The sequence below is a fragment of the Thiothrix unzii genome, assembly GCF_017901175.1.
Lineage (GTDB): Bacteria > Pseudomonadota > Gammaproteobacteria > Thiotrichales > Thiotrichaceae > Thiothrix > Thiothrix unzii.
The window spans coordinates 2,037,987-2,062,152 of record NZ_CP072793.1; the positions used below are offsets into that span (position 1 = coordinate 2,037,987).

At 52.1% G+C, this 24,166-nt stretch carries 18 protein-coding genes; 5 read left to right on the forward strand and 13 right to left on the reverse strand.

The genetic code is table 11. The features are described from left to right. The first annotated feature begins 99 nt into the window (after positions 1-99). Positions 100-1,839, forward strand: coding sequence for an ABC transporter ATP-binding protein (locus J9260_RS10195; RefSeq protein WP_210217680.1), 1,740 nt, complete (start codon positions 100-102; stop codon positions 1,837-1,839). Here J9260_RS10195 and J9260_RS10200 read toward each other — a convergent pair. Beyond that, positions 1,836-4,667 carry a PAS domain S-box protein gene (locus J9260_RS10200; RefSeq protein WP_210217681.1) on the reverse strand — a complete coding sequence of 944 codons (2,832 nt, stop codon included), beginning with the start codon at positions 4,665-4,667 and terminating at the stop codon, positions 1,836-1,838. The genes J9260_RS10195 and J9260_RS10200 overlap by 4 nt on opposite strands. Before the next feature lie 163 nt (positions 4,668-4,830). On the opposite strand from J9260_RS10200, the gene J9260_RS10205 reads away from it, so the two are divergent. From J9260_RS10205 to J9260_RS10220, 4 genes are all read left to right on the forward strand, one after another. Continuing rightward, complete coding sequence (locus J9260_RS10205) at positions 4,831-6,051, forward strand: DUF1015 domain-containing protein (RefSeq protein WP_210217682.1); 1,221 nt, start codon at positions 4,831-4,833, stop codon at positions 6,049-6,051. 11 nt (positions 6,052-6,062) lie between these two features. Further along, positions 6,063-6,572 (forward strand): TIGR00645 family protein, encoded by a 510-nt coding sequence (locus tag J9260_RS10210; RefSeq protein ID WP_210217683.1) that lies wholly within the window; start codon positions 6,063-6,065, stop codon positions 6,570-6,572. 112 nt (positions 6,573-6,684) lie between these two features. Continuing rightward, positions 6,685-7,728, forward strand: coding sequence for an AAA family ATPase (locus tag J9260_RS10215; protein WP_210217684.1), 1,044 nt, complete (start codon positions 6,685-6,687; stop codon positions 7,726-7,728). Positions 7,729-7,795: 67 nt separating this feature from the next. Further along, the gene (locus J9260_RS10220) at positions 7,796-10,447 is read left to right on the forward strand and encodes a serine/threonine-protein kinase (protein WP_210217685.1); all 2,652 of its coding nucleotides are present in this window, start codon (positions 7,796-7,798) and stop codon (positions 10,445-10,447) included. Between the two features lie 12 nt (positions 10,448-10,459). On the opposite strand, the gene J9260_RS10225 is transcribed toward J9260_RS10220, so the two are convergent. The 12 genes from J9260_RS10225 to J9260_RS10280 all read right to left on the reverse strand — a co-directional run bounded on the left by J9260_RS10225 (position 10,460) and on the right by J9260_RS10280 (position 24,098). Beyond that, positions 10,460-11,044, reverse strand: a complete 585-nt coding sequence (locus J9260_RS10225) for a DUF4360 domain-containing protein (RefSeq protein WP_210217686.1) — start codon at positions 11,042-11,044, stop codon at positions 10,460-10,462. Positions 11,045-11,073: 29 nt separating this feature from the next. Continuing rightward, positions 11,074-11,655: a DUF4360 domain-containing protein gene (locus tag J9260_RS10230; protein WP_210217687.1), complete on the reverse strand. Its 582-nt coding sequence runs from the start codon at positions 11,653-11,655 to the stop codon at positions 11,074-11,076. 69 nt (positions 11,656-11,724) lie between these two features. Further along, positions 11,725-12,306, reverse strand: a complete 582-nt coding sequence (locus J9260_RS10235) for a DUF4360 domain-containing protein (protein WP_210217688.1) — start codon at positions 12,304-12,306, stop codon at positions 11,725-11,727. A gap of 167 nt (positions 12,307-12,473) precedes the next feature. After that, positions 12,474-13,301 carry a methyltransferase domain-containing protein gene (locus J9260_RS10240; RefSeq protein WP_246499387.1) on the reverse strand — a complete coding sequence of 276 codons (828 nt, stop codon included), beginning with the start codon at positions 13,299-13,301 and terminating at the stop codon, positions 12,474-12,476. Further along, a complete protein-coding gene (locus J9260_RS10245; RefSeq protein WP_210217689.1) occupies positions 13,298-14,521 on the reverse strand; it encodes a tetratricopeptide repeat protein in 1,224 nt (407 codons plus the stop codon). The genes J9260_RS10240 and J9260_RS10245 overlap by 4 nt, the downstream gene beginning before the upstream one ends. Before the next feature lie 62 nt (positions 14,522-14,583). Next, positions 14,584-15,705, reverse strand: a complete 1,122-nt coding sequence (locus J9260_RS10250) for an acetate/propionate family kinase (protein WP_210217690.1) — start codon at positions 15,703-15,705, stop codon at positions 14,584-14,586. Continuing rightward, entirely contained in the window at positions 15,702-17,789 is a 2,088-nt protein-coding gene (gene pta, locus J9260_RS10255) for a phosphate acetyltransferase (protein ID WP_210217691.1), read from the reverse strand. Before pta ends, J9260_RS10250 begins: the two co-directional genes overlap by 4 nt. 193 nt (positions 17,790-17,982) lie before the next feature. Beyond that, entirely contained in the window at positions 17,983-21,636 is a 3,654-nt protein-coding gene (locus J9260_RS10260) for an nSTAND1 domain-containing NTPase (RefSeq protein ID WP_210217692.1), read from the reverse strand. Continuing rightward, complete coding sequence (locus tag J9260_RS10265) at positions 21,633-22,769, reverse strand: toll/interleukin-1 receptor domain-containing protein (protein ID WP_210217693.1); 1,137 nt, start codon at positions 22,767-22,769, stop codon at positions 21,633-21,635. The genes J9260_RS10260 and J9260_RS10265 overlap by 4 nt, the downstream gene beginning before the upstream one ends. A 12-nt stretch (positions 22,770-22,781) precedes the next feature. Continuing rightward, on the reverse strand, positions 22,782-23,237 hold the full coding sequence (locus J9260_RS10270; protein WP_210217479.1) for a transposase: 456 nt from the start codon (positions 23,235-23,237) through the stop codon (positions 22,782-22,784). Between the two features lie 139 nt (positions 23,238-23,376). After that, entirely contained in the window at positions 23,377-23,802 is a 426-nt protein-coding gene (locus tag J9260_RS10275; protein WP_210217478.1) for a helix-turn-helix domain-containing protein, read from the reverse strand. Positions 23,803-23,876: 74 nt separating this feature from the next. Then, on the reverse strand, positions 23,877-24,098 hold the full coding sequence (locus tag J9260_RS10280; RefSeq protein WP_210217694.1) for a hypothetical protein: 222 nt from the start codon (positions 24,096-24,098) through the stop codon (positions 23,877-23,879). Positions 24,099-24,166: the final 68 nt, after the last annotated feature.

The window sequence follows — 24,166 nt, forward strand, 5'->3', positions numbered from 1 at the left end:
AGGTAATGGCTACCTTGTTACCACTAGTTTCTCCCTCTAAAGCGTGCAATGCCGTGCCTTTTATCAAGCAATCCACTGGCATTCTGCTAACATTCGCGCATGGATATTATCTTTCGTGAATATGGCACTATCGTGCGGCGCAAGTGGGGCTGGTTCCTCGTGGTTATGCTGGGTATTTCCGGCGCGGCTGGTTTGGAAATGCTGGTTCCGTTGTACTACAAGGACATCGCTAATAATCTGTCGAAGCCATTCGCGCCCGACATTCATGCGTCATTGCTCGACACTTTATTGAGCATTATGCTGATTTACACCGCTATCTGGTTGAGCTGGCGGGCGTTGGAATTGGGCATGATCATGTTCCAAAGCTGGGGTTTAAAGCAGCTTGATAAACGCTGTTTCGATGTATTATTGCGCCAACAATACCCGTTTTTTGAGAATAATTTCGCGGGCAGTCTGGTGAAACAAGCGAATCGTTTCATCAAGGCGTTTGAAACGGTGATGGATTGGCTGATCTTCCAGTTTTACGGTAATTTGCTGCAAATCACGGTGGCTTTCGTGATTTTTTACCAGCAACAACCGCGTTTCGCGCTGTATTTCCTGATCTGGGTAGCGGTTTTTCTGGGCTGGAGCGGCGGTTATCTGGTGTGGAAACTGCGCTATGACGTGCGCGTTGCGGCAATGGATTCCAAACTCGGCGGGGCATATTCCGACGGCATCAGCAATATTTTCATCGTGAAAAGTTTCGCGCTGGAAACTCAGGAGCGTGAAAATATCAGCAATATCGCCGAAGAGTCTTACCACAAACGCAATACCGCTTGGCTGTTAACCTTTGTGTCGTTTGCGGTGCAGGGTTTTTTGGTGTTCAGCATTGAATTGATTTTGTTGTATTTGATGGTCGATCAATGGCAATCCGGCACGTTTAACATCGGTGAGTTCGTGCTATTCCAAACGGTTTTATTAATCTTAATTCGTCACTTATGGGACTTCGGAATGAATTTCCGGCGGTTCTTTAGCGTGCTGGCAGATGCGCGGGAAATGTCAGCCGTATTCCGCGAAACTCAAGTGGAACAAGATTTACCCCACACCCAAGCCCGCCACATTACACGTGGCGACATTGTGTTCGACCATATCGGCTTTGCTTACGGCACGGCGGGGTTGTTTAGCGACTTTAATTTGCACATCCGTGCCGGTGAAAAAGTCGCGTTGGTGGGGCAATCCGGTTCGGGCAAAACCTCACTCACTAAGTTGCTGTTTCGCTTTATCGAGCCACAACACGGCGATATTTTGCTGGATGGTATGGCTGCTTCGGGCTTTACGCTGGCTTCGTTGCGCCAACAAATTTCCCTCGTGCCGCAACAACCAGAACTGTTCCACCGCAGCATTCGCGACAATATTACTTTGGGTAAAACCGTTTCGGAGCAAGCCTTACGCGACGTAGCGCAAAAAGCCCGTGCGTTAACCTTCATCGACAAACTCCCGCAAGGCTTTGATACTTTGGTGGGCGAACGCGGGGTGAAACTGTCGGGCGGTGAAAAACAGCGCGTCGCCTTAGCCCGCGCCTTTTTGGAAAACGCGCCGATTGTGGTGCTGGACGAAGCCACCAGCGCGTTAGATTCCCTTACCGAACAGCAAATCCAAGTGGCTATTTTCGACCTGATTGCGGATAAAACCGCCGTGGTAATTGCGCATCGGCTCTCCACAATTTTACGCATGGATCGCATTGTGGTGCTGGAAAACGGGCGCATTATCGAGCAAGGCACACACAGCGAATTGCTGGCATTACGCGGGCGTTATTACGAAATGTGGCAGCATCAAAGCGGCGAATTCTTACAAGATTAAGCTGCTTGTTTGTGCTGCACTTTGAGCCACTTTTCCAACTTTTGCTGCAATTCTTCTAGGCGCACCGGTTTGGACAGGTAGTCGTTCATCCCCGCTTCGTAGCATTTCTGATCGTCCCCCTTCATGGTGTGGGCGGTCAGTGCCACAATCGGCAATTCTTGATAGCAAGCGTCTTCCAACTTGCGGATTTGGCGGGTAGCTTCGTAGCCATCCATTCCCGGCATTTGGCAATCCATTAACACCACCGCGTAACGCTGCCGCTGCACCGCTTGCAATGCTTCTTCACCATTAATCGCGCAATCGACATGGGTGTAACCCAACTTTTTGAGCATTGCCAACGCGACTTTTTGATTCACTAAATGGTCTTCGGTCAACAAAATCCGTATCGGCACAACTTCCGCTGTGGGTAGCGTGGCAACAAGGTTAGCATCTACGTCGTTGCTCATGGTTTCTGCGTTGGCATCCAGTTTCGCTTGCCATTGCGCTAAATAACGCAACACGCTGGAATGCTTAATCGGCTTGGTCACGAGTTGCACCCGCCGCCCCAAACGCACGGTTTCCAGTGTTGCCACTTGCCGCCCCGTGCCGTAAATCACTACCCATGCTTGAGTGTGTTCGCGTACTGCTTGCATGACCGCCACCATACCCAAGGGATGCTCCGGTTTGTGGTAAGCCACATCCGCATCCAACACAATCAGATCAAACAGCGGGTTAGTTTCCAGCGTCAATAAGAGGCTATTGAAACTATCCACCATCACCGGCTCTAAGCCCCATTGGTGTAACTGCGCTTCATAATAAGGGTTGAGCAATGGCTTTGCCCCCCACACCAACACCGCAGGCACGCTTTGCAACACCGGTATCTGGCTCAATTTACTGATGGCGACGCTAATCGACACCCAAAAGTTAGAGCCGCCGCCAACCTGACTCACTAAACCGACATCGCCACCCATTAATTGCGCCAGTTGACGGCTAATCGCCAACCCTAAACCGGTTCCACCGTGCTGGCGCGTAACGGAACCATCCACTTGTGAAAACGCGGTAAACAGTTTGGCTTGTGCCTCTTCGGGGATGCCACACCCGGTATCCATCACCTCAAAACACAGCACCGCCTGCGCCCCGATTTCCACTGGCGCAGTTTGCACGCTGATTTTCAGCACCACATGCCCACGTGCAGTGAATTTAATCGCATTACTGAGCAAATTGAGCAAAATCTGGCGCAAGCGTAACGGGTCACTCACGATAGCGGCTGGCACATCGCGTTCAATCAGCAACGCCAACTCAATGCCTTTCGCGTGGGCATTTTCCACCAATAAATCCATCGCGCCTTCGATCATGGGCAAGAGTTCAAAAGAGGTGGCAGTGACGGACAATTTACCCGCTTCAATCTTGGAAAAATCGAGAATGTCATTGATGATGCGCAGCAACGATTCCGCGCTTTGCTGCACGGTATGCACCTGATCATGTTGCTCTTGGGTGAGTTTGCTATCGAGCAATAACTCAGTCATGCCAATCACCCCATTCATGGGAGTACGAATTTCGTGGCTCATATTGGCGAGGAATTCAGACTTTAACCGCGCCGATTCCAACGCCGCATCACGCGCTTGCGCCAATTCCTGCTGGGCGTGTAAGCGCAGGCTAATATCCCGAATAATCCCGGTAAATACCAAATTATCCCCAAAACGCGCTTCATTCACCGACAAATCAATCGGTATCAGGCTGCCGTCTTTGCGTTTGACGGTAAGCTGGCGCGGGCTGCCAATAATGTGTTGCTCACCGGTTTGTAAATAACGCTGGATGTAATGATCATGCTCGCGGTGATGATCGCCTTCCATCACCATGCTGATGTTTTTCCCCAGCAATTCTTCCGGGGTGTAACCCAAAATCGGTAATACCGACTGATTGGTTTCCACAATAATGCCCTTGGAGTTGATAACCACAATCGCATCTAACACCGAATCCACAATGGTACGGGTTTTGATTTGGCTGGCTTTGAGGTCTTCTGCTAAACGTTCGCGCTCTTCAATACCAAGCATCAGTTTATGATTGGCTAAACGCGCCGCTGCTTCCGACGCTTGCGTGGATTTCAACGAGCCGCGCAACCCGCGTAACGCCAGCATCAACACCGACAGCATCGCCAACCCCAAACCCAACAGCATCAAAAACGATTCCATCATGGCTTGTTTGGTGGCATTTTCAAAACCGCTCAACGGGCGGCTAACTTCCAATACCCCGCGCACATCGCCTACTTTCCAGTCGTTTTTCGGGGTATTCGGGTAACTGTTATGGCAACCGACACAACTTTCACTCAAACGATCTGCCCGCGCGTAACGCAAACGCTGCTCACCTTGCTCGCCTTCAAAACGCCACACTGCCTGCTCTGGGTTTTTACGCAATTCTTTTAATGCCCAGTGCTCAAAATCATCCCGCGCTCCGCCGTCTTTGCGCCAAGGGAAGGGTTTATCACTGTAAAAGCGCACTTGGTATTCGCTGGGATTACCCTCTGAAAGAAACTTAGCGAAATCCAGCATCATCGTCGCCGGTAATGGCAGGGCATTTTTGCGATGCAGGTAATCGTGGGTAATCTCCAAACCACTTTCTTTGGCACGCGGCACAAAATGTTCAGAATAAAACGTGCGGAAACGCGACACCGAACCCGCGAATTGGCTGGCTTCGTACACTGCAATTTCTTGATTGATTGAATGATTTTTCTGGTAGCTGTACCAAAACACCATGCCTGAACCAATCAACAGCAGAAAAGAGAGGATGTATACAACGTAACGACTAATAAAGCCGTCACCCCGTAGAGGAGCTTGTGTTTGAGTTGTCATCGTCTTGTTTTATTAATTTTATCTATCGCTCCATCTTAACAAGAATCCTGCATTTATCCAGCAAAATCGACACCTTTCAAGATCATGGCGGGGTAATAGCGGTAGCAACTGATGACCGCTATAATGCGTCAAATTTTTAGCTTGCTACACAAGGATTGCTACAATGAGTTTGATTGCACCATTTCGCGGGTTACGCCCCGCTGCGGGTCGTGGCGCGGAGGTACTTGCACCGCCTTATGACGTGTTAAACACTGCCGAAGCGCGGGAACGTGCAGCGGGTAAACCTTGGAGTTTCCTGCACATTTCCAAACCTGAAATTGACTTACCTGCTGACACTGACCCGTACAGCCCCACGGTTTACGCCAAAGCAGCAGAAAACCTGCAAAAAACCATTGAAGCGGGTTTGTTAATCCGTGATGACGCGCCGTGTTATTACGCTTACCGCCTGATTATGGGCGAACACCAACAAACCGGCTTGGTGGCTGGCGCGTCAGTAGCCGATTACGACACTAACCGGATTCGCAAACACGAATTCACCCGCCCGGTAAAAGAAGACGACCGCGTTAATCAAATTGATGCCGTCAATGCGCAAACCGGCCCGGTATTGCTGGCTTACCCCGACGCGCCTGAAGTCGATCAAATCCTTGCTGCCGCGATGCAAACCGCGCCCGCGTTGGATGTCACGGCTGATGATGGCATTCAACACACCTTGTGGGTAATTGATGATGCGCAAGCGTTGGCGCAGTTAACGAATGCGTTTAATGCGATGCACGCGCTGTACATTGCTGATGGGCATCACCGTTCTGCCGCTGCGTCACGCATTGCTAAAATGCGGGATAATCAACAGGGTTCGGCTTACTTTTTATCGGTGATTTTCCCGGCGCACCAGATGAAAATTTTCGATTACAACCGCGTGATCAAAGATTTACACGATTTGGAGCCTTCCCAATTCCTCGCGGCTGTTGAGCAAAACTTCCAACTGGAACCGTCTGCCACGCCAGTTAAACCTGCACAACCTGGGGAGTTCGGCATGTACATGGACGGGCAATGGTTCAAACTGACCCTGAATGCCGACCTCATGCCCAATGATGACCCGGTAGCGCGTCTGGATGTCAGCCGTTTAGCGCGTTATTTAATCGAACCGGTGCTGGGCATTAGCGACCCGCGTCGTGACGATCGCATTGATTTCGTCGGCGGCATTCGTGGCTTGGCGGGTTTGGAAAAGCGCGTGGATAGTGGTGAAATGGCTGTGGCGTTTTCATTATTTGCCACCAGTATGCAAGACCTGATGGCGGTTGCGGATAATAACGATGTGATGCCCCCGAAATCCACTTGGTTTGAACCCAAGTTGGCTGACGGCGTGGTGTCTTACGTACTGGATTAAGACTACAACCCATGAAAAAGTTAGAAAATCACTTTGAACATTTCCTATTTACCAGCCGTTGGTTAGTGGCTCCGGTTTACTTGGCCTTGGTCATTTCCTTAGTGGTATTGATGATCAAAGCGGGCAAACAACTGTGGGAACTGGTCATCAACATCTGGGTAGCGGACGGTAACACCATTATTACCGGGGTACTGTCTATCGTCGATGTTTCGTTGATTATGAACCTATTGATCATCATTATTTTCAGCGGTTATGAAAATTTCGTCTCGAAAATGGAAGAGCTACACGAACATACCGACCGCCCGGACTGGATGGGACACATTGGCTTCACCGATCTCAAACTGAAACTGATTGGTTCCATCGTTGCCATTTCCGGGGTGGAATTACTCAAAACCTTCATGTCTATTAGTGCTAATAACATCAACACCGAACAACTCGCGTGGATGGTGGGAATTCACCTCACCTTCGTATTATCCGGCGTGCTTTACGCGCTGACGGATCGACTGACGAATAAACACTAAAGCCAACAAGACGACCCCGGCCCAAGAGGTTGGGGTTTCTTCGTGGGTATTTGCACTCCACCCCACTATCCTTATCATCATCCCCCATTGTTACCAAACATAAGGATTTTCCATGCGCCCATCGCACCTCAGCACCATTCTCGATAAGGAATTCTTAGGCACGTTACAGGGCTACCATACCCCCGTAATGTTGTGGGGGCCGCCGGGTGTGGGCAAATCACAAATCGTGGCGCAAATCGGTGCACGCCATAACGCGCCAGTGATTGACGTGCGTTTATCGCAAATGGAACCCAGCGATTTACGCGGCATTCCGTTTCGTGACAGTGAGTTGGTGGAATGGGCGATTCCGTCGATGTTGCCGAATGCCGAACGCCACGGTGCGCAGGGCATTTTGTTTTTGGATGAAATTACTTCAGCAGTGCCGAGTGTCTCAGCGGCGGCGTATCAGCTTATTTTGGATCGGCGTTTAGGCGATTACCGCGTGCCGGATGGCTGGGCAATTTTTGCAGCAGGAAACCGCCAAGGGGATCGCGGGGTGACGTACACCATGCCCGCACCGTTGGCGAATCGCTTTTCGCATTTCGAGGTGGATTTAAACCTTGATGACTGGGTGGCTTGGGCTTACCAAAACGGCATTGATGAACGCATTATCGGGTTTTTGCGCTTCCGCCCGGAACAGTTGTTTAACTTTGATCCGGCGCACAATCCGGTAGCATTTCCGACCCCGCGTTCGTGGGAATTCGTGCATCGCGCCTTGCAAAAGTTTGGGGATTCACCCGCATTATTGTTGGGTACATTGCAAGCCTGCGTCGGCCCTGCGGCGGGTATTGAGCTGAAAGCCTTCGTCGATAGCCTTGATCAAATGCCTGATCTCGATGCGATTATGCGCGGCGAAGAGATTAAAGCCCCGAAGGAAGTGGACTTACAATACGCAGTTGCCTCAGCTTTGGTGGGGCGAGCCATTCGAGCACGTGGCACACCGGAAGCCGCAACGGTTTACGGGCATATTTTGAATTACGCTAAAGCGTTTCCGCTCAAAGAAATGGGCGTGATGTTGGTGTCAGACATGCTGCGGGCGGTGGGCGACGAAATTTTTGGTATACCTGCTTTCGCACAATGGGCGCATTCTATCGGGGACATCATGTTGTATGATTAAGGATGGTATATCCTTTATAATCAGCCCATTTTGATTAGCGGCTGTCATCGGCAGGAGTTTTGCACGTATGCCTTTCTCACATCATCCAGCAGCAGAGGCGGCGGATACGCCATTGTCTGACCTTCCCTTGGTGGGCGAACGTTACGTATTGCGTCGCTGCATGGCAGAAACGGCATTAGGCAAAGTCTATTGGGCGTGTGATCAGCACAAACCCCAACCCGATGACGCAGCCTGTAATGCTTTAATCTTTACCGTGCTGCCAGCATTGGCGCGTAATAGCGTGTTTGAACAGGCATTGCGCCAAGTGCTTCCGGCTTACCAACAAGAAAATGCGACGCAACCCACCATCCTTGCTGACGGTAAAGAAACCGACGGCACGCGCTGGCTGGTCTTGCAAAACATCCGGGGTATGCTGCTCTCAGAACGCTTGCAGGAATTGGATGATCGGGGAATGCCACCCAATGAGGCATTCGAGATTCTCTACGGGATTTCGCACGCGATTGGCTCGCACCCGCCGCAAGGGGTTTTCGGGTTCCTCGAACCGGGCGCGATACTCGGCGACGGTCATGAGTATTGCCTGTTAAACGCCCCGGTGGTGGCAGCGTTGCGCCTTGCCAGCAATGGCATTATCAGTAATCCGCAAAATCGCCAAACGTTTCATTCCAGTTTCATCAGCCCCGAAGTCGCTTTGGGTGATCAGGCGGAATCACGCGATGATACGTTTTCACTCGCGTGCATCGCTTACTATTTATTCCAAGGTCATGCCCCGTTTGGGAACCAAACCACGCTCGAAGCCGCCGTGCGTAACGCTTCCCCAGCAGTCATTGCCAAATTAAAACCGGAAATGTGGGCGGCCTTGCGTCAAGGCATGAACCTTAAACGTGAGCAACGCCAAACCAGCCCACCGCTGTTATTACAAGGCTTGCAACAACGCGCCCGCCCCCGCTTGTTATTGCCAGTAGCAGCGTTCAGTGTGCTTAGTCTCGTGGCTTATGCGGGCTACCAGATTTTCAGCGATAACGAACCCGTACCTGCGGCGATTCCAACCGAAGCGGCTTTACCCGCCAACAGCGTCATTCCCACCACCGAAGAAACCCTGCCTGGTCAAACACCTACATTGGTGAACGAACCGGGTTTGCCGCCGGTAGCTGATCAGGAAACTGCACAAGCCGCAGCCGAACGCCGCGCCACAGAAACCGCCGCCAAAGCCCAGGAAGATGCTGACCGCCTTGCCGCAATGCAACGTGAAGTGCAAGCGCAAGTTGCCAGCGAATTAGCTGCGGCGACCGCTGCCAACACCGCAAAAACCGCCGAACAGCAAAAGCAAATTGATACTTGGTTAAAGCAGGCACAAACCGCCGTGCGTGAAGGTAAACTGCTCAGTAATGACATCACCAGACCCGCTGCTGCGAATTACTTAACCCAAGTATTAGAGCTTGACCCCGAAAACATCACCGCTAAAAAACTGTCGCTGCAAATGGTCGACGACCTGCACCGTGAAGCGGAGAGTTTGCTAAAAGCGCGACGTTACGATGCCGCCAACGAAGTGCTGTTAGACTCGGACAAACTGATTACCGAATTCAATCTCACTGACAGTGTGCAACGCCAAGCGCAGCTAGAAATACAAGCTGATCAAAGCACCCAAGAAACCAATAAAGCCAAGCATTACCTGCAAAGTGCCGAACGCGCGATGGGTTACAATAATGTCATGCAAGGCGATGAGCGTAGCGAAAGTGCGGTCGGCTACCTGAGTGCCTTGTTTGAGGCATACCCCGACCATCCTGAAGGCACGAAATTACTCAAACGCATTATCCGTCAACAACACGAGCAAGCCAGCGGCGCACTGCAAAAACGCAATAACGATGAGGCACGCCGTTACCTCAATGACAGCCAGAAATTGATTGGGCGTTACACCCTTGATGATATGGTAGAAAACCAATTAGATCTGGAAAAACGTTACCGTGATAAGCAGTTGGAAGGGATTTTCCCGTCAACCAACCCTGCGTCAGCCGCAGATAACACCAAACCCGCGCCGTCTGCCACCAACGCTACACCGCGTCAGCCACCGGAAAAACGCCGGGGTGAAAACGACAAGCCAACGACTGCACCGGGCGCACCTGCAACCGCACCCACAGAACCGCCAGCAGTCGCACCTGCAACCGTACCTACAGAACCGCCAGCGGTTGCACCTGCCACTGTCGCTGCGCCAACAACCGAACAACCCGCTCCCGCTGCTGTAACACCAGCACCAGCAGAGCCTGCCGCGCCCACAGAAACCGTACCCAGCACTCCGCAACCCGAAACTGCACCAGCACCAGCAGCGGATACAACAACACCCGTAGTGCCTGCACCTGCTGAAACGGTAAAACCGCCACCCGCAACACCTGTACCCGTGCCGGTCACAGAAGCCCCAGTGTCACCCGATTTACCGATTGCCACTACACCAGCCATTCCTGAATCGGTGGAAATGCCACCCACATTGTTGGATCAGCCGCAAGTCAACCCGCCAGTCGAACCGGCTCCGCCATTATCCGACCCGACAACATTGATTGAGTCTGCACCAGAAGTTGCGAATCCACCGCCTGCAAACGACGCACCCACCGGATTTGAGAATCCAGCCGGAACAGGCAATAACAGTGGTAATAGCTTTACCCCAGACGTTCAGGGTGTGGATGAGCTTCCTGTTCCTGACGAGGTAGTGCCAGAGAACAGAAATTGAAGCACGCGGGAATTATTGGCAGGGAACCCAATTCAAGCGGAACACCACTTGATTGTGTAAATCGACGGTATCGACAGCAATGTAACTGTCGTTACCCGCTGCAATGATTTCACTGTTGATGCGAAGATTGAACTCCCCACCCTTACAATCTGCATTGACCTCACGCGGGTACATATCGTCACGTTGCAGGTAATTCATGCCTTCGCGTGACTGATAGCGGTCAACACGCCAAGGACGCTGACGCGGGCCAACCGCACTATAACGGCGACTAAAACCGCCACGACCTTTCACATAACCTTGCCATTCTGCGGTCAACACCGACAAACGCTGTCCTGGCGGCACAGAAATCGGTAAAGAAAATTCACAATGGGTGCGCAACGTACCGCTGCGTGAACTGCGCCCCGCATCGTATTTACCAAACAACACACTGACTGACTCGCTATTATCACCCGCCACGACCACGGAACCAGCTTCGCAACCTGCACCCATAAAAGCACGCGGGGATTTGAACAAAGCTCGGCGATTGGCTTCCGCCGGATTCGCCACCAGCAAGACCAAGACACTGACCGATAAGAGTGCTGCTAAACGCTGCATCATCAATGTTCTCCTGAAATCAAATGATCAAACTAACGGCACGGACGCACATTAAGCCGCACTGTCATTTTATCAACTTTCATACTACTGACGTTATTCAATACCTGAATAGAACTGTTCAATCTTAAATTAAGTGACGACGAATCACGACCACAAGCAGACCATTGTGTAGAAACATTATCAATTTGCGAATAACCCTTACCACGTACCGATGCGAGTTTGCTGGTAAAACTTGCACCGTTTGGATTAAGGCTTGATCCGTAACTTCTGACTAGCCGTCCATCGCCTTTTATATAACCTTTAAAGCTGGCGGACAATGCTACTTGATAACCGTTAGGTATGGTGACGGGAAGTGCCATATTGCAGCTTGCCCGCAATTGCCCCGCAGCAGAACCTACTTTGAACTTATTGAAACTTAACGTTTTGACACGTTTTGATACATCAACATCACTAACATTAGCAGAACTACACCCCGTTCCGGCGTATTGCAACGCACTGAGTGACACTGGTGCAGCTTGTGCATTTTGCAGTGCAAGCAAAGCAAATAACACGGGAACGCCTAGCAATATCCAAACGTATCCTTTTGATTTTTCACTAACTGTCTGAACTTCCATGACAAATCCTCCCTATCCCCCTCTGCTGTACCAACAAAGGGGGACTTTTTCACAAGGAAACCGTTGCTATTAGCACTTTTTCCATTTCAGGTGGAACACAACTTTGTTGTTCATATCCAGCGTATCCACTACCACGTAGCTGTTGCTACCAACCGCCTGAACACTGGAGTTAACCCGTAAGTTGAAATCACCACCAGCGCAACCATTCACTGCGGTGGCGTGCATCAAACCATCTATCGCCTGCCAACCTGCGCCACTAGCGGAACTTAAGCTTTTAACGCCCGGATTAACGGTATTCGGATTGAGGCTTGTGCCATAAGCACGAGTGAATCTGCCGTTACCTTGTACGAAACCCTGCCAGTCGGAGGTCATTACTGACAACTGGTAGCCTTGAGGTACATGTACAGGTACAGCGAAGTTACAAGAAGAACGCGCTAAACCGCTCACTGCATTTTTACCTGCATCATAGGTACTGAACAACATAGTCAGGGATGAGGTATTTTCACCAACCACACTCACAGAACCCGGAGCGCAACCTGTGCCCGCCATTTGGATTGGGGCTTTGAAAAATACAGGGTCAGCAGCTTGGGCAGTTTGAGCAGCGGCAATGGCTAACAGTGCAGTGGTGATGGCAACTTTGAACGCTTTCATGATAATCACTCCTTAATCAACAAATCTACGGTGGTTTTAATGGACTTTCAGGTCTATTTCCCTGCTCTCCATGTGAACCATTATGTCGATTACGGCTTTTACCTTCTGTGACCTGTTCACCATTATTTTGTGATATTAGTCACAAAATTAATCATACAAACGTGCATTCATTCGTAACGGCAAATAAACGCGGAAACCGGACGACCATCATCCAGATATTCCACGTCATCCAGCCAAATTTCACTGCCTGCAAAAATCTTCGACAACTCATTGGATTTTAACAGAAAATTAGGATTACGCGGGCTGCCAAACTGTTCCGCACCTTGCATAAACGTTTGGTAAATCAACACACCGCCGGGTTTGAGAATACGTTTAATCCAAGGGAAAAGTGGGCGATGTAAATAACGTGCCACACAAATTAATTCAAATTGACCCGTTGTAAACGCCGTAAACGGGTCTTTTCCGGTTTCTAAATCCACCGCCAGCGTATTAAGTGCAACTTGTTGACTTGCTGCTAACTGTCGCGCTCGTTGCAACGCACCGGGTAAATAGTCAATGCCGGTCATTTGCCAGCCATGCATGGCTAAATACACAGCGTCGCGCCCTGCCCCGCAGCCAATATCCAAACCTTGCCCCGGTTGCAGCTTAAATTGCGGCATAAACTCGTGTACGAAACGCACCAACAGCGGCGCGGGTTCCCACAAACGTTGCGATTGCATTCCGCTTTCCCACTGCTGACTGGCTTTAAGCGCGATTTCCAACACGGGTGTCCAAAGGTTTTGTTGCGTTACCTGATAGCCTTTTGCCGTGAGGAATTCACTGGCGGTTAGCAAATCCGCTGATGTGCCGTAGAGTTGCAACGGAACGCTGGTTTTGGGTAATTCGTGCATTCGACCCGCCAATTCCGCCGCCGGAATGCAACACGCGCCAAGGCAATGCCCTTGCGAGAATTCCGCCAGTGAACGGCAATCCAGCACTGCATCGTGAACAATCACTGTTCAGCCCCTGATAATTCAGCTTTACGTGCTTCCAGCCATTCATTGGTTGCGGCATCAGGCTCTACAAATGCCTGCATAGAGTTAATCCGGTTGATGAAAAAATCACGGTAGGCTTTGTCTTTATCCGCGTCGATGCCCTTTTTAAACATTTCATCCGCCTTGGTGAAATCTTTATTTAAGGCATAATCAAAACTCACCGCAAAATAAACCATAATCCGTTGTTTTTCCACGCCGGTATCTTGAATAAATTGCTTAATCGTTTCCTTATCGCCGGGATGTAGCGGCATGTAGTTATACATCCACAAGCTATTAACACCTAAAAAGCGTTCCATCGCCGGATCATTTGCAACTGCTTGTTTTAGATTAACCTCACGGTAAGCCAGTGCAGTGGCAAAATCTTTTGAATACACATGCGCATCCGCAATCCCGAAATAATTAGAAAAGCGCGGCGAAATATCAGAAGCAATCTGCAAGTATTTAATCGCTTCCTTAAAATCCCCGGTGTACAGATAGGCAAAACCCAAATTACCAGTGGCGACTTCGTTCTCAGGATCAAGCTTCACTGCTTTATGAAAGCTCTCCAGCGCACCTTGGAAGTTGCCCTCTTGCTGCAAAATATAGCCGAGTGCCACATGGTTCCATGAGTAATCCGGGTTTTCCTTCATGGATTTCTCAAACCACTGACGCGCTTCGGCTAAATCATTCTTATCCACGTAATAGGTAGCACGCAAATAAGACAATAAATAATCGTTCGGAAAAAAATCCATCAAATAATTCAGCCGGGTATTCACCACTTCAGGGAAATAATGCTTTTGCCCTTCCAAGGGTTGAAACACTTGCGACTTAACCAAACCGTAAGCCGCCTGAATATTATTTTTATCAATATCTAACGCTTGTTGATAGGCATCTTCGGCGGCTTGCCACTCGGTTTTACCAATGAATTCATCACCCATTTTACGGTGAAAATCTGACAAACTGCGGATTTCAGAAACGCTGCGGTAATTTTCAAAGTAATCAATATCAAACGTGTATTTCACGTAAACCATGACGACTAAAGCAAACAGGAACGAAAACAACGTCCAATACGACAGGAAAAACTTGGCAACTGTCCGCACCTTCTCGATGGGGTGCTTCACTTGCTCTTGCTCCTTGGGGCTAAGAGCCTGCAACTGTGCTTCTAATTTGCTAATACGCTCGACAATCTCTTCTTGGCTCATCGCTTGCCTCTACTTGTTGTTGTAACTTAATGCGACTAGTGTAGGCGAAGCGTCCGATAAATTCACCCAAAGGCTGCGGTACTCAGCGCAATTGCCCACTCTTCATTGGTCGGGACTACCAACACTTTCAACGCCGCGCCCGCTTGCTGACATTCGACAATGCTGCTGCAAGGCTGCTGATTGCGCACGCTATCCAAACTAATGCCCAAACTTTGCAAATTCGCGCACACTTGCTCACGAATCCGGGCGGAATGTTCGCCAATACCGCCGGTAAAAATCAGCGCGTCTACCCGCCCTAACACCGCCATGTACGCACCGATGTATTTTTTAATGCGGTACACAAATAACGCTTCCGCCAATTGCGCATCCGTATCGCCAGCCATTGCCCGCGTTTGCACTTCGCGCATATCGCCCACCCCGCACAAGCCTTTTAAACCGCTGTGCTTATTGAGTAACGGCTCCAACGCTGTCGCAGGCAATGCCAATTCGCGCTCCAAATAAAAATGCAAGGCCGGGTCAAGATCGCCACTGCGCGTTCCCATTACCAAACCTTCCAGCGGAGTCATACCCATTGACGTATCGACGCTTTGCCCACCCGCAATCGCCGTCGCGCTGCAACCGTTACCCAAATGCAAGGTAATCGCATTAAAACCACTGACATCGCATTGCAAATACGCCGCCGCTTGCTGCATCACGTATTGGTGCGAAGTGCCATGAAAACCGTAACGGCGCACCTGATGCTGCTGATACCACGCAGCAGGCACAGCATACCGAAACGCCACCGGCGGCATAGTTTGGTGAAACGCGGTATCGAACACCGCCACTTGTAACACCTGCGGAAACAATTGCTGCGCGACTTCGATACCCGCCAAATTCGCCGGATTATGCAGCGGAGCCAACGGAATCATTGCCCGAATCGCCGCCACCACCGTGGCATCAATCACCACTGGCTGCTGAAAATGTTCACCACCGTGCACCACCCGATGCCCAATCGCGTTGATTTCCAGCCCTTGCGCTTGTAAATGCTGCGCAACATGCTGCAACGCTTGGTGATGGGTCGGCACATCGCTACCCGCTTCACCAATGCGCTCAATCACGCCTTTGAGCAAGACTTCCGCAGTAGCCATCGCAAATACTTGGTACTTAATCGACGAGCTGCCCGCATTCAATACCAGAATTTTCATACTACCGCCTGCTGTGCCTGAATCGCGGTAATCACCACCGTATTCACAATATCCGTCACCGTACAACCCCGGCTTAAATCGTTCACCGGCTTATTCAAACCCTGCAATACCGGGCCAATCGCCACCGCATTCGCCGAACGCTGCACCGCTTTATAGGTGTTATTGCCGGTATTCAAATCCGGGAAAATAAACACGGTTGCCTGCCCCGCCACCTCACTGTGCGGCATTTTAGAACTGGCTACTTCAGGGTCGACAGCGGCATCGTATTGAATCGGCCCTTCCAACTTCAAATCGGGGCGACGCGCCCGCGCAAGCTGCACCGCACCGCGTACTTTTTCCACATCATCGCCCTTGCCGGATTCCCCGGTGGAATACGACAATAACGCAGTACGTGGCTCAATCCCGAACATTTGCGCAGTATCCGCCGCTGTCACCGCAATATCAGCCAATTGTTCAGCATTCGGATTGGGGTTCACTGCGCAATCGCCGTACACCAATACCCGGTCTTCCAAACACATGAAAAATACGCTCGACACCAGATTACAACCCGGCTTGGTTTTAATGATTTCAAACGCCGGGCGAATCGTGTGTTGCGTGGTATGAATCGCCCCCGATACCATGCCATCGGCGTAACCCAGTTGCACCATCATCGTGCCGAAATAGCTCACGTCCACCATCGTGTCGCACGCCGAAGCCATCGTCACATTTTTATGCCGCCGCAAATCGTAATACGCTTGGGCAAACACCGGGCGCAATTCAGAAGTACGCGGCTCAATAATGCGCACATTGCGTAATTTCAGTCCCAAATGCGCGGCTTTTGCCAGCACTTCATCCTCAATACCCAGCAAGGTAATATCCACGACATCACGCAACGACAAAATTTCCGCCGCACGCAACACCCGCTCGTCGTTACTTTCCGGCAATACAATGTGTTTGCGCTGCGATTTTGCGCGTTGAATCAACTCGTATTCAAACATCAACGGGGTCATGCGCTGCCCGACATTGTGAATAATCAGTTGGCGTAACTGATGCATATCCACGCACGATTCCATCATCCCCAAGGCCACCGCGATTTTGCGCTCATCCGACGGCAAAATGCTGCTTTCCACCGCATTCACTTTGAGCGCGGTAGTAAACGTATCCCAAGGCGAGATTAAAATCGGCAAGCGTTGCGGCTTCATGCCTTCCAGCAATTTGCTTACTTCCGGCGCGGGTTGCTGCCCACCCGTTAACACAATGCCCGCAATCATCGGGTACGCTTTCGAGGCATCCGCCGCCAAACACCCCAACACAATGTCAGAGCGATCACCGGGGGTAATCACCAAACTGCAACTTTCCAAATGCCCTAAAAAATCCTGCACTTGCATCGCTGCCACTTTGTAACGCGAGACTTCGTGGGTCATCGACTGGCGCGTGCCGTACAAACATTCCAAATGCAAAGCGCGGGCAATTTCCCCAATCGTAGGGCGTTCCAACGAGTGATTTTCTGGCAAAACATAGGCGGGAAAACGTGAGCCTTGCAGCAATTCAGTCAATGCCGCGACTTCCTCCACGGGAACGCGATTCGCAAACGCTGCCAACACTTCGCAATGCTGCCCAGCGGCTAAATGCGCTTCCAATAAATTGACCGCATCTGCAATTTCACCCGCAGTGCGCCCGTGGCCTTTGATAACCGGCAAAAATAAACAGCCGAAATGGTTGGCTAATTCCGCATTAAAATCCAATTCCAGTGCTGAATTCGCCCCGTCAAAATCGGTTCCGGCGCACACCACGATGTCTGAGTGCTCCTGAACTGCACGATATTTCGCCAAAATCAGCTTCAGCAATTCCTCATGCTGCCCTGCGGCAACCATTTTGTGCGCAACATCTTGAGTGCAACCGTACAAATCCGTACCTGTTGCCCCCAAGTTATAGCGTTTAGACACCAAATGAATCAGCGGGTCGCGCCCATTATTTTCGGTAATGACCGGGCGGAAAAAACCCACATTGGGCGTAATCGCCCGTAACATTTCCATCATACCCAATACGATCAGCGACTTACCGCTGCGGGGTTCTGCCCCGGCTATATAAATGCTGTGAAACACTTTGAATCCCCTCAAGAACTCCGCGCTTTCCGCTCTATGGCAGAATCGACGCAACGAGCCTTAGTTAGTTTTGTGCATTGCAACATTCATCATAGAGGATTTGGGCAGAGATGCCAATGGGTCAACGGCATCTGTCAACAAACGGAAACAGAAGGGGCGTGAACAAATGTATGGATTTTGTTCACACCCAAACTCAATAATCAATTTTCCCCAAGTTATACAACGCCAGCTTCCCCGACGTGAGCGGCACGGCAATCCAGCAACCTGTCGGCGTACAACGGAAGTCGAAGTCCCAAAGCGGCGAAGGTGTAGAAAACTCTGTCGGCAAACGCAAACGGAACAGTTCGCTTTGCGTGTCCAAATCCCACAGCCGCACGGTCATGTCACTACTCACCGTTGCCAGTTGGCGGCTGTCCGGGCTGAAAATGGCTTTCAACACCGCCTGTTCATGCCCGTTCAGGCGCAGGGGTGTGCCAGTACCGCTGGTGGGGTAGACGCTGACGGTGGCATCGCGCCCCACGCTGGCAAGCTGGGAACCGTCCGGGCTGAGGCTGCCCCACTGAATAGCATCGGTTGCGGTGGCAAGCGTGGTGGCGGTCGGTGGTTGGGTGGTCAAATCCCAGCGTTTGAGCTTGAAATCATCATTTCCGACACTTGCCAAAACGTTGCCTGACGGGGCGAAACTGACGGCAGGGACCTTGCCCTCATGCGCTTCAAACAGCGTTTTCCCATCCCCCGCCAGATCAAACAGGCCGATGCGCCCGTCGTAGCTGGCGGTGGCGAGGCGGGAACCGTCGGGGGAGAAAGCCAAGCGGAAAACAGCATCCGTATGCCCTTTCAATTCTTTGAAAAGGGAAAGTTTGTCATTTTTTACGTCCCACACTTTTGCCACTGTATCAAACCCCGCTGTAGCCAAACGGGAGTCGTCAGGGCTAAAGTTCAAGGAATATATTTGGCTGCTGTGCGCTTTTGTTTCGGACAGCAATGCCATCTCCGGGATGGAATAAAGCCTGACAACACCATCCGCAAATGAAACAGCCAAACGGTTTCCGGCAGAATTAACGGCATTCCCCAATGGCTCACCCGGCAAATCCACCAGCCACTGCCCCGGCAACTCCCCACCCCAGCGTTTCACCGTGCCATCAGTGCTGGCACTGTACAGCAGCACGCTTGCTTGCTCCTGCCACAATGCCAAACCCGTCACTGCCGCCGTATGCCCTTGCAGGATGCGCCGGGTAATGCCGGTCGCCACATCCCACAGGCGGATGGTGTTGTCGCTACTGGCAGAAGCCAGCAGCCCGTCAGGCAGGAATTGCAAACCAAATACCATATTCTGGTGACCTTTGAGCCGCCGCAGTGCTTGCCCGCTGGCTGCATCCCACAGGATGATGCTCTGGTCGGCACTGGAACTTGCCAAGGTTTGCCCATCCGCGCTGAATGCCACACCCTGCACAGCATCATTATGCCCTGCCAACACCTGCAAACTGCTGCCTTTGCGCCAATCCCACAAACGCACGGTATTGTCATAAGACGCACTGGCGAGCCGTTCCCCATTCGGGCTGAAAGTCAAACTCCGTCCCTCGGCAATCATCTTGCTATGCCCTTCCAACACCTGCAACAACTTCGGCGAACCCTCTTCCTCTTGCTCCTCCCCGCTTTCCCACAACCGAATCTTGCCACCCCCATGCCCACTCGCCAGCACCTTGCCATCCGGGGTCAACGCCAGTGCCCACACCTTGCTGTCTGTCGGCCACTGCTGCAACACCTTGGCGGCTTGCCCCGCCTGCGGCAATGCCCAGCGGATAACCTGCCCATCCGCACCGCCGGAAAACAGCCACTGCCCGTTCGGGTGGAAAACAATATCATAAACAGAAGTTTCTGCTGACCTGCCTTCTGCGTTATGCCCCTCCAGCTTCTGCACCAGCTTGCCGCTGGCTCGCTCAAACAGTGCCACCGTGCCGCGCTCGCCGGAGGCTGCCAGCCAATGCCCGTCCGGGCTGATGGCAACATCGCCATTCAATGACGGCAAACGCTGGTCGCCATCCTGCAAGGTGGCTTGCGCTGCCCCGCCCATAATGGTGGTATAGCCCGCCAGCAGGTCGCGGGCATGGCGGCGCGGCGCGGGGATGTCCGCATCCAGCGGGCGGGTGTTGTCCAGCTTGGTGGCAGTCGCCGCGAAATCTTCCACCTTGGTCAGCAGTGAGGCGTGGGTCAGGGTGGAGTCAAACAGGCTTTCGGTACGCGCCTGCTCAGTCTTGCGCACCTGCACGGTCTGTTCCTCGGCACGGTTACGCTCAACCGCCCCCCACACCGCCAAGCCCGCCGCAATCAGCAAACCCACCAACGACAACCCAAACCGCCGCCGCGCCTGCGCCAATTCCGCCTTGCGCCGCGCTTCCTCTGCCTCGCGGATACGCTGCTCCTCGGTTTCACTCTCGTTGAGGAATTGCATCGCCAATCCAAACCCACCTACCTCTTTCTCCCCCTCGCCCCTTGAGGGAGAGGGGGGCGGGGGGTGAGGGGTATAACGCCCCGCCCAAGCCCCATTGGGCTGCGTCTTCTCCCGCCACTCCCGCGCCACCGCCAAATCCGTCCCGCGCCACAACTCCCCACGCCCATCCGCATGACGCTGCGCCCCCTCCAGCAGCCGCAAATACATCGCTGCCTTGTCGCCTTCCGCCACCACCCAGCCTTGCAGCCGCTGCCACTGGCGGATCAGGCTTTCATGGCTAATATCCAGCACCGTATCCGCCGTCAACGCCACTTGCGGTGGCGGCATCAGGAAATTGCGCCCCGGCTGGCGGAAAGTATCGACAATGCGCGTCAGGGTCGGCAAATCCGCCCCGGTCATGTCCAGCAACGCCTGCACCTTGAGCGGACGGCGGATGTCCTGCCCATCCTTACTGCGTTCGGTGAGGGCGCGGAACATCGCTTCGGCAACCGCCTGCCCGTCAGTATCCAGTTCCTGCCACGCCTGTTCCGCGTGGTCATTCAACGCCCCGCGCAAACCCCTCAAGCCCCGGTATTCAACGAGCGTGAGGATTTTATCCGCGTCGTTTTCCCACAACCGCATCAGCGCGTGCTGCAACAACGGCAACTGGTCGGGGTCATTGCCCGCCTCATTCAACAGATGGTTTGCCAGCGCGTCTTCCACCGACCCGCCAAACAATTGCGCAGGCAAGCTAATCGCATCACGCAACTGTTCCCGCGACAAACGCGGCGTGAGGTACAACCCGGCGTTGATCGCCTCCGGCAAGCAGTGGAATTCCGCCGCAGCCCCCAAGAAATCGGAACGCATGGTGATAACCACGTACACATCCGGGTGGGTGCAAGCCTCCAACAACAGCGCGACGAATGCCGCCGCCTGATTTTCCTCCTGCTCCCGAAAGCGAAACATTTCCTCAAACTGGTCAACCAGCACCAACAAGCGTGTGCCTGCGTGCAACGGCGCGTGATTGAGGATTTCGTGCAGGCTGCGAGAGCCACGGCGTAATTCGGCGGCAAGTGCGGCGGAATTCCCCTCCATCCCCTGCACTTCCGCAAACACCTTATCCGCCAACAACCCTTCTGCCAGCCGCACAAACGGTTGATCACCGGGGCGCATTTCAGCAATCGCCCAGCGCGAACCGACTTCGCCCATGTAGCCTTTTTCCAGCCCCGGCAATAACCCGGCTTTCACCAGCGACGATTTGCCACTGCCGGATGCGCCCAGCACCGCCAAGAAGTGGTGTTGCTTGAGCCGCGCCAGCAGGTCATCGACTTGTTGCTGCCGCCCAAAGAAAATGCGCGATTCGTAGCGTTCAAACGCCCGTAAACCGGGGTATGGCTGGAGTTTAGGGCGGCTCATGCTTCCACCTCCGCCAAAAACTGTTCAAGGCAGTGTTCATCGAACTCGCTGTTACACACCCATGTTCTCATTCCGGGCAAACGCACCGACAAGCTTTCTGCTTCAGCGTCCTGACAGATCAGAATCCTAGGCTTGCTCTCCCGTCTCACGATTGCCGCCTGCGCATCATATAAAAAGTCATCCACGACATCCGGGGATGCTTGCTGGTACAACATCAACAGCACGTCACAACGCTGGTAGCCACGTTCAATGCTTGAGCGGATACGTTCAGGTTTACCTTGGTAAACGGGTAATACAACCGAAAAGCCCTTGTCACACAAGGTATTCGCCACACAATCTGCACGTGCGTAATCCTCTTGCGCTGCGTGGACAAACACCATCTTTTCACCGTTCACTTTCGGCGTTTCTTCATCGACAGGTTTCGGTTTGGGCAACACCGCTTCGCGCACCATCCGAATGAAATCTGCCAACGGCGCAGCAATCACTGTTTTCCCTTCCAACAACCTGCGCTGTTCTTCCGGCACATGCCCGCCCGCGTAATCGAGTTTGGGGTCACGCCATTGCAGGATCGGTTTTTTCGCCACCTCAGCGGTGAAATGCTGGTTACAAGGAATCCCCATCGTGTAATGCGCATCCAGCAATTGCACGAAGTGAGAACATTGCGCCAAATTCGCGTCGATATTGAGGTCATGCGCGTTGGCAGCAGGCAAAGCGGCAATACCAAATTGCTTTAACTCGCTGATCAGGTTGGAACGATGGCTATACAAGGGGTAATCCACTGGCGCGACATACACCGTGGCTTTGGGTGGTTCGGCAGGTTGGGCAGTGCTGGTTTGCAGCGTTTTCAAGGTAGCCGCAATGTCATACGACAAATCCACCAGCCGCTCGAAATAATCGGTGTCAGTGGCTTGCGGCACGGGGAAGCCTAACTGCCGCACCCGGTCTTTATCGGTCACACGCCAAAACGGGTAATTGAGCAAATCCTGCATAATGACGGGTTTGTCAGCCATCGCTACGCGCTCCAGCTCAACCACGAAGATGCGCTTACTGAGGTCGGGGTGACTGCTTTGAAACAGCTCCAGTTCCTTTTGACACCACGGCGAAGCCATCCAGCCCGTGGAAAACAGAATCACCAACGTAAGTAATTATCCAAAAGTTATCGTGTATTTTTCGCCAAAGCCAGCCAGTATAGCTAACACCAGTTCCTTCATGTCCTTGTAGCTTTTATAGGCATCCAGCGGCAACCATTCATATTTGATTTTTCGCCAGAGTATTTCGATAGGATTGAGTTCAGGGCTGTAGGTTGGCAAAAAATGTAAGCAAATTCCCGCCAACATCCAATCTTCACGTTTACCAAGAAAGGCTTTGCTGGTTTGTATCGGGGCGTTATCCAGAATAACCAAGCAAGGTATTTTTGTTTGTGCAAATTCTTCGGCATAACGGTCAGCAAAGGCATTAAAGGCGGCGATGGCAGCTTGTGAGTCAACGCGCCCTTCCACCGTGTGGAAAAAACTATCGTTGTCTAGGCTCATAAAACCCAAGACATTCAAGCGTTTGCTCTGAGCTGTGAGTAGCCTGCGTGTTTCCCCCGTTTCTGCCACCCGTAAGGGACGCAAGGAGTTGTGGTAAAACCTGAACCATCGAAGTAGTAAATAAGCAACTTGCCAGCCGCCGCTTGCTGGTGGAGTAATGCTTGAATTTCCTGCTCACGCTTGAAAGCCACGGGGTCACGTTTATCTTTCAATGAGTTACGCATCCGCTTCCAGAGGTAGTGGAACTTTTTTTTAACAGGCGTTTCAAGGTGCTGGTACTGGCTACTTTCTGGGTTAGATCAGCCAGTTTGGTTTGAGCCGTCTTGATTTGGCGTGGCTCTTCGTCCACTAGGGTTTTCAACAACGCTACTTCAGCTTCTGTGTATATCCGGGGGCAACCAGAGCGGGGACGGTCGTAAAGTCCCAGCAGCCCTTCATGTTCCCAGCGGTCGAGCCACTCACTGATGGCATCGCGCCGTACATCCAAGATTGACCACAGTTCCGCAAGGGTAAAGCCGCGTGTACTCAACAAAATTGCTTGCGCACGTTGACGACAGCGGAATGTAGGGTGGTTCATATACATTTCCTGCAAGGTCACGCGGATTTCTTCAGGGATCGGCTGGGCAAATTTCATCGGTGCGGACATTCTTAAGTGACAAACTACCAGTTTACACCAGCAGGATCTTATACGTGGAAACTTCTAGCTAGTTACTTATTTGCTTGCGTCACCTGCTGCTCAATTTCCGGCGTGACCGCATCATTACCCTGCAAGCGGAAATCCTTCCAAAAATGGTAATTGTCTTTGCGACCCATCCGCCGGTTTAATTCATTACGCAAATGGTTGGTGAAATGCGTAATCCAGCCCTGTTGCTGATTAGCAAACGACTGATCATCGACGTGAGCAAAACTGATGAAAATATCTGGCGGCACAGTTGGGATTCCTGTTGCGAGGTTATAAGACACACCCACAGGGAATATAACGTAAACGCAGTGGGTTG

What these genes read in the sequence shown, in the direction of transcription:
- J9260_RS10235 (WP_210217688.1), bottom strand. Translation starts at nt 12,306, where the DNA reads ATGAAAGCGTTCAAAGTTGCCATCACCACTGCACTGTTAGCCATTGCC.
- J9260_RS10195 (WP_210217680.1), top strand. Translation starts at nt 100, where the DNA reads ATGGATATTATCTTTCGTGAATATGGCACTATCGTGCGGCGCAAGTGG.
- J9260_RS10205 (WP_210217682.1), top strand. Translation starts at nt 4,831, where the DNA reads ATGAGTTTGATTGCACCATTTCGCGGGTTACGCCCCGCTGCGGGTCGT.
- J9260_RS10220 (WP_210217685.1), top strand. Translation starts at nt 7,796, where the DNA reads ATGCCTTTCTCACATCATCCAGCAGCAGAGGCGGCGGATACGCCATTG.
- J9260_RS10260 (WP_210217692.1), bottom strand. Translation starts at nt 21,636, where the DNA reads ATGAGCCGCCCTAAACTCCAGCCATACCCCGGTTTACGGGCGTTTGAA.
- J9260_RS10215 (WP_210217684.1), top strand. Translation starts at nt 6,685, where the DNA reads ATGCGCCCATCGCACCTCAGCACCATTCTCGATAAGGAATTCTTAGGC.
- J9260_RS10200 (WP_210217681.1), bottom strand. Translation starts at nt 4,667, where the DNA reads ATGACAACTCAAACACAAGCTCCTCTACGGGGTGACGGCTTTATTAGT.
- J9260_RS10250 (WP_210217690.1), bottom strand. Translation starts at nt 15,705, where the DNA reads ATGAAAATTCTGGTATTGAATGCGGGCAGCTCGTCGATTAAGTACCAA.
- J9260_RS10230 (WP_210217687.1), bottom strand. Translation starts at nt 11,655, where the DNA reads ATGGAAGTTCAGACAGTTAGTGAAAAATCAAAAGGATACGTTTGGATA.
- J9260_RS10210 (WP_210217683.1), top strand. Translation starts at nt 6,063, where the DNA reads ATGAAAAAGTTAGAAAATCACTTTGAACATTTCCTATTTACCAGCCGT.
- J9260_RS10245 (WP_210217689.1), bottom strand. Translation starts at nt 14,521, where the DNA reads ATGAGCCAAGAAGAGATTGTCGAGCGTATTAGCAAATTAGAAGCACAG.
- J9260_RS10225 (WP_210217686.1), bottom strand. Translation starts at nt 11,044, where the DNA reads ATGATGCAGCGTTTAGCAGCACTCTTATCGGTCAGTGTCTTGGTCTTG.
- J9260_RS10275 (WP_210217478.1), bottom strand. Translation starts at nt 23,802, where the DNA reads ATGAAATTTGCCCAGCCGATCCCTGAAGAAATCCGCGTGACCTTGCAG.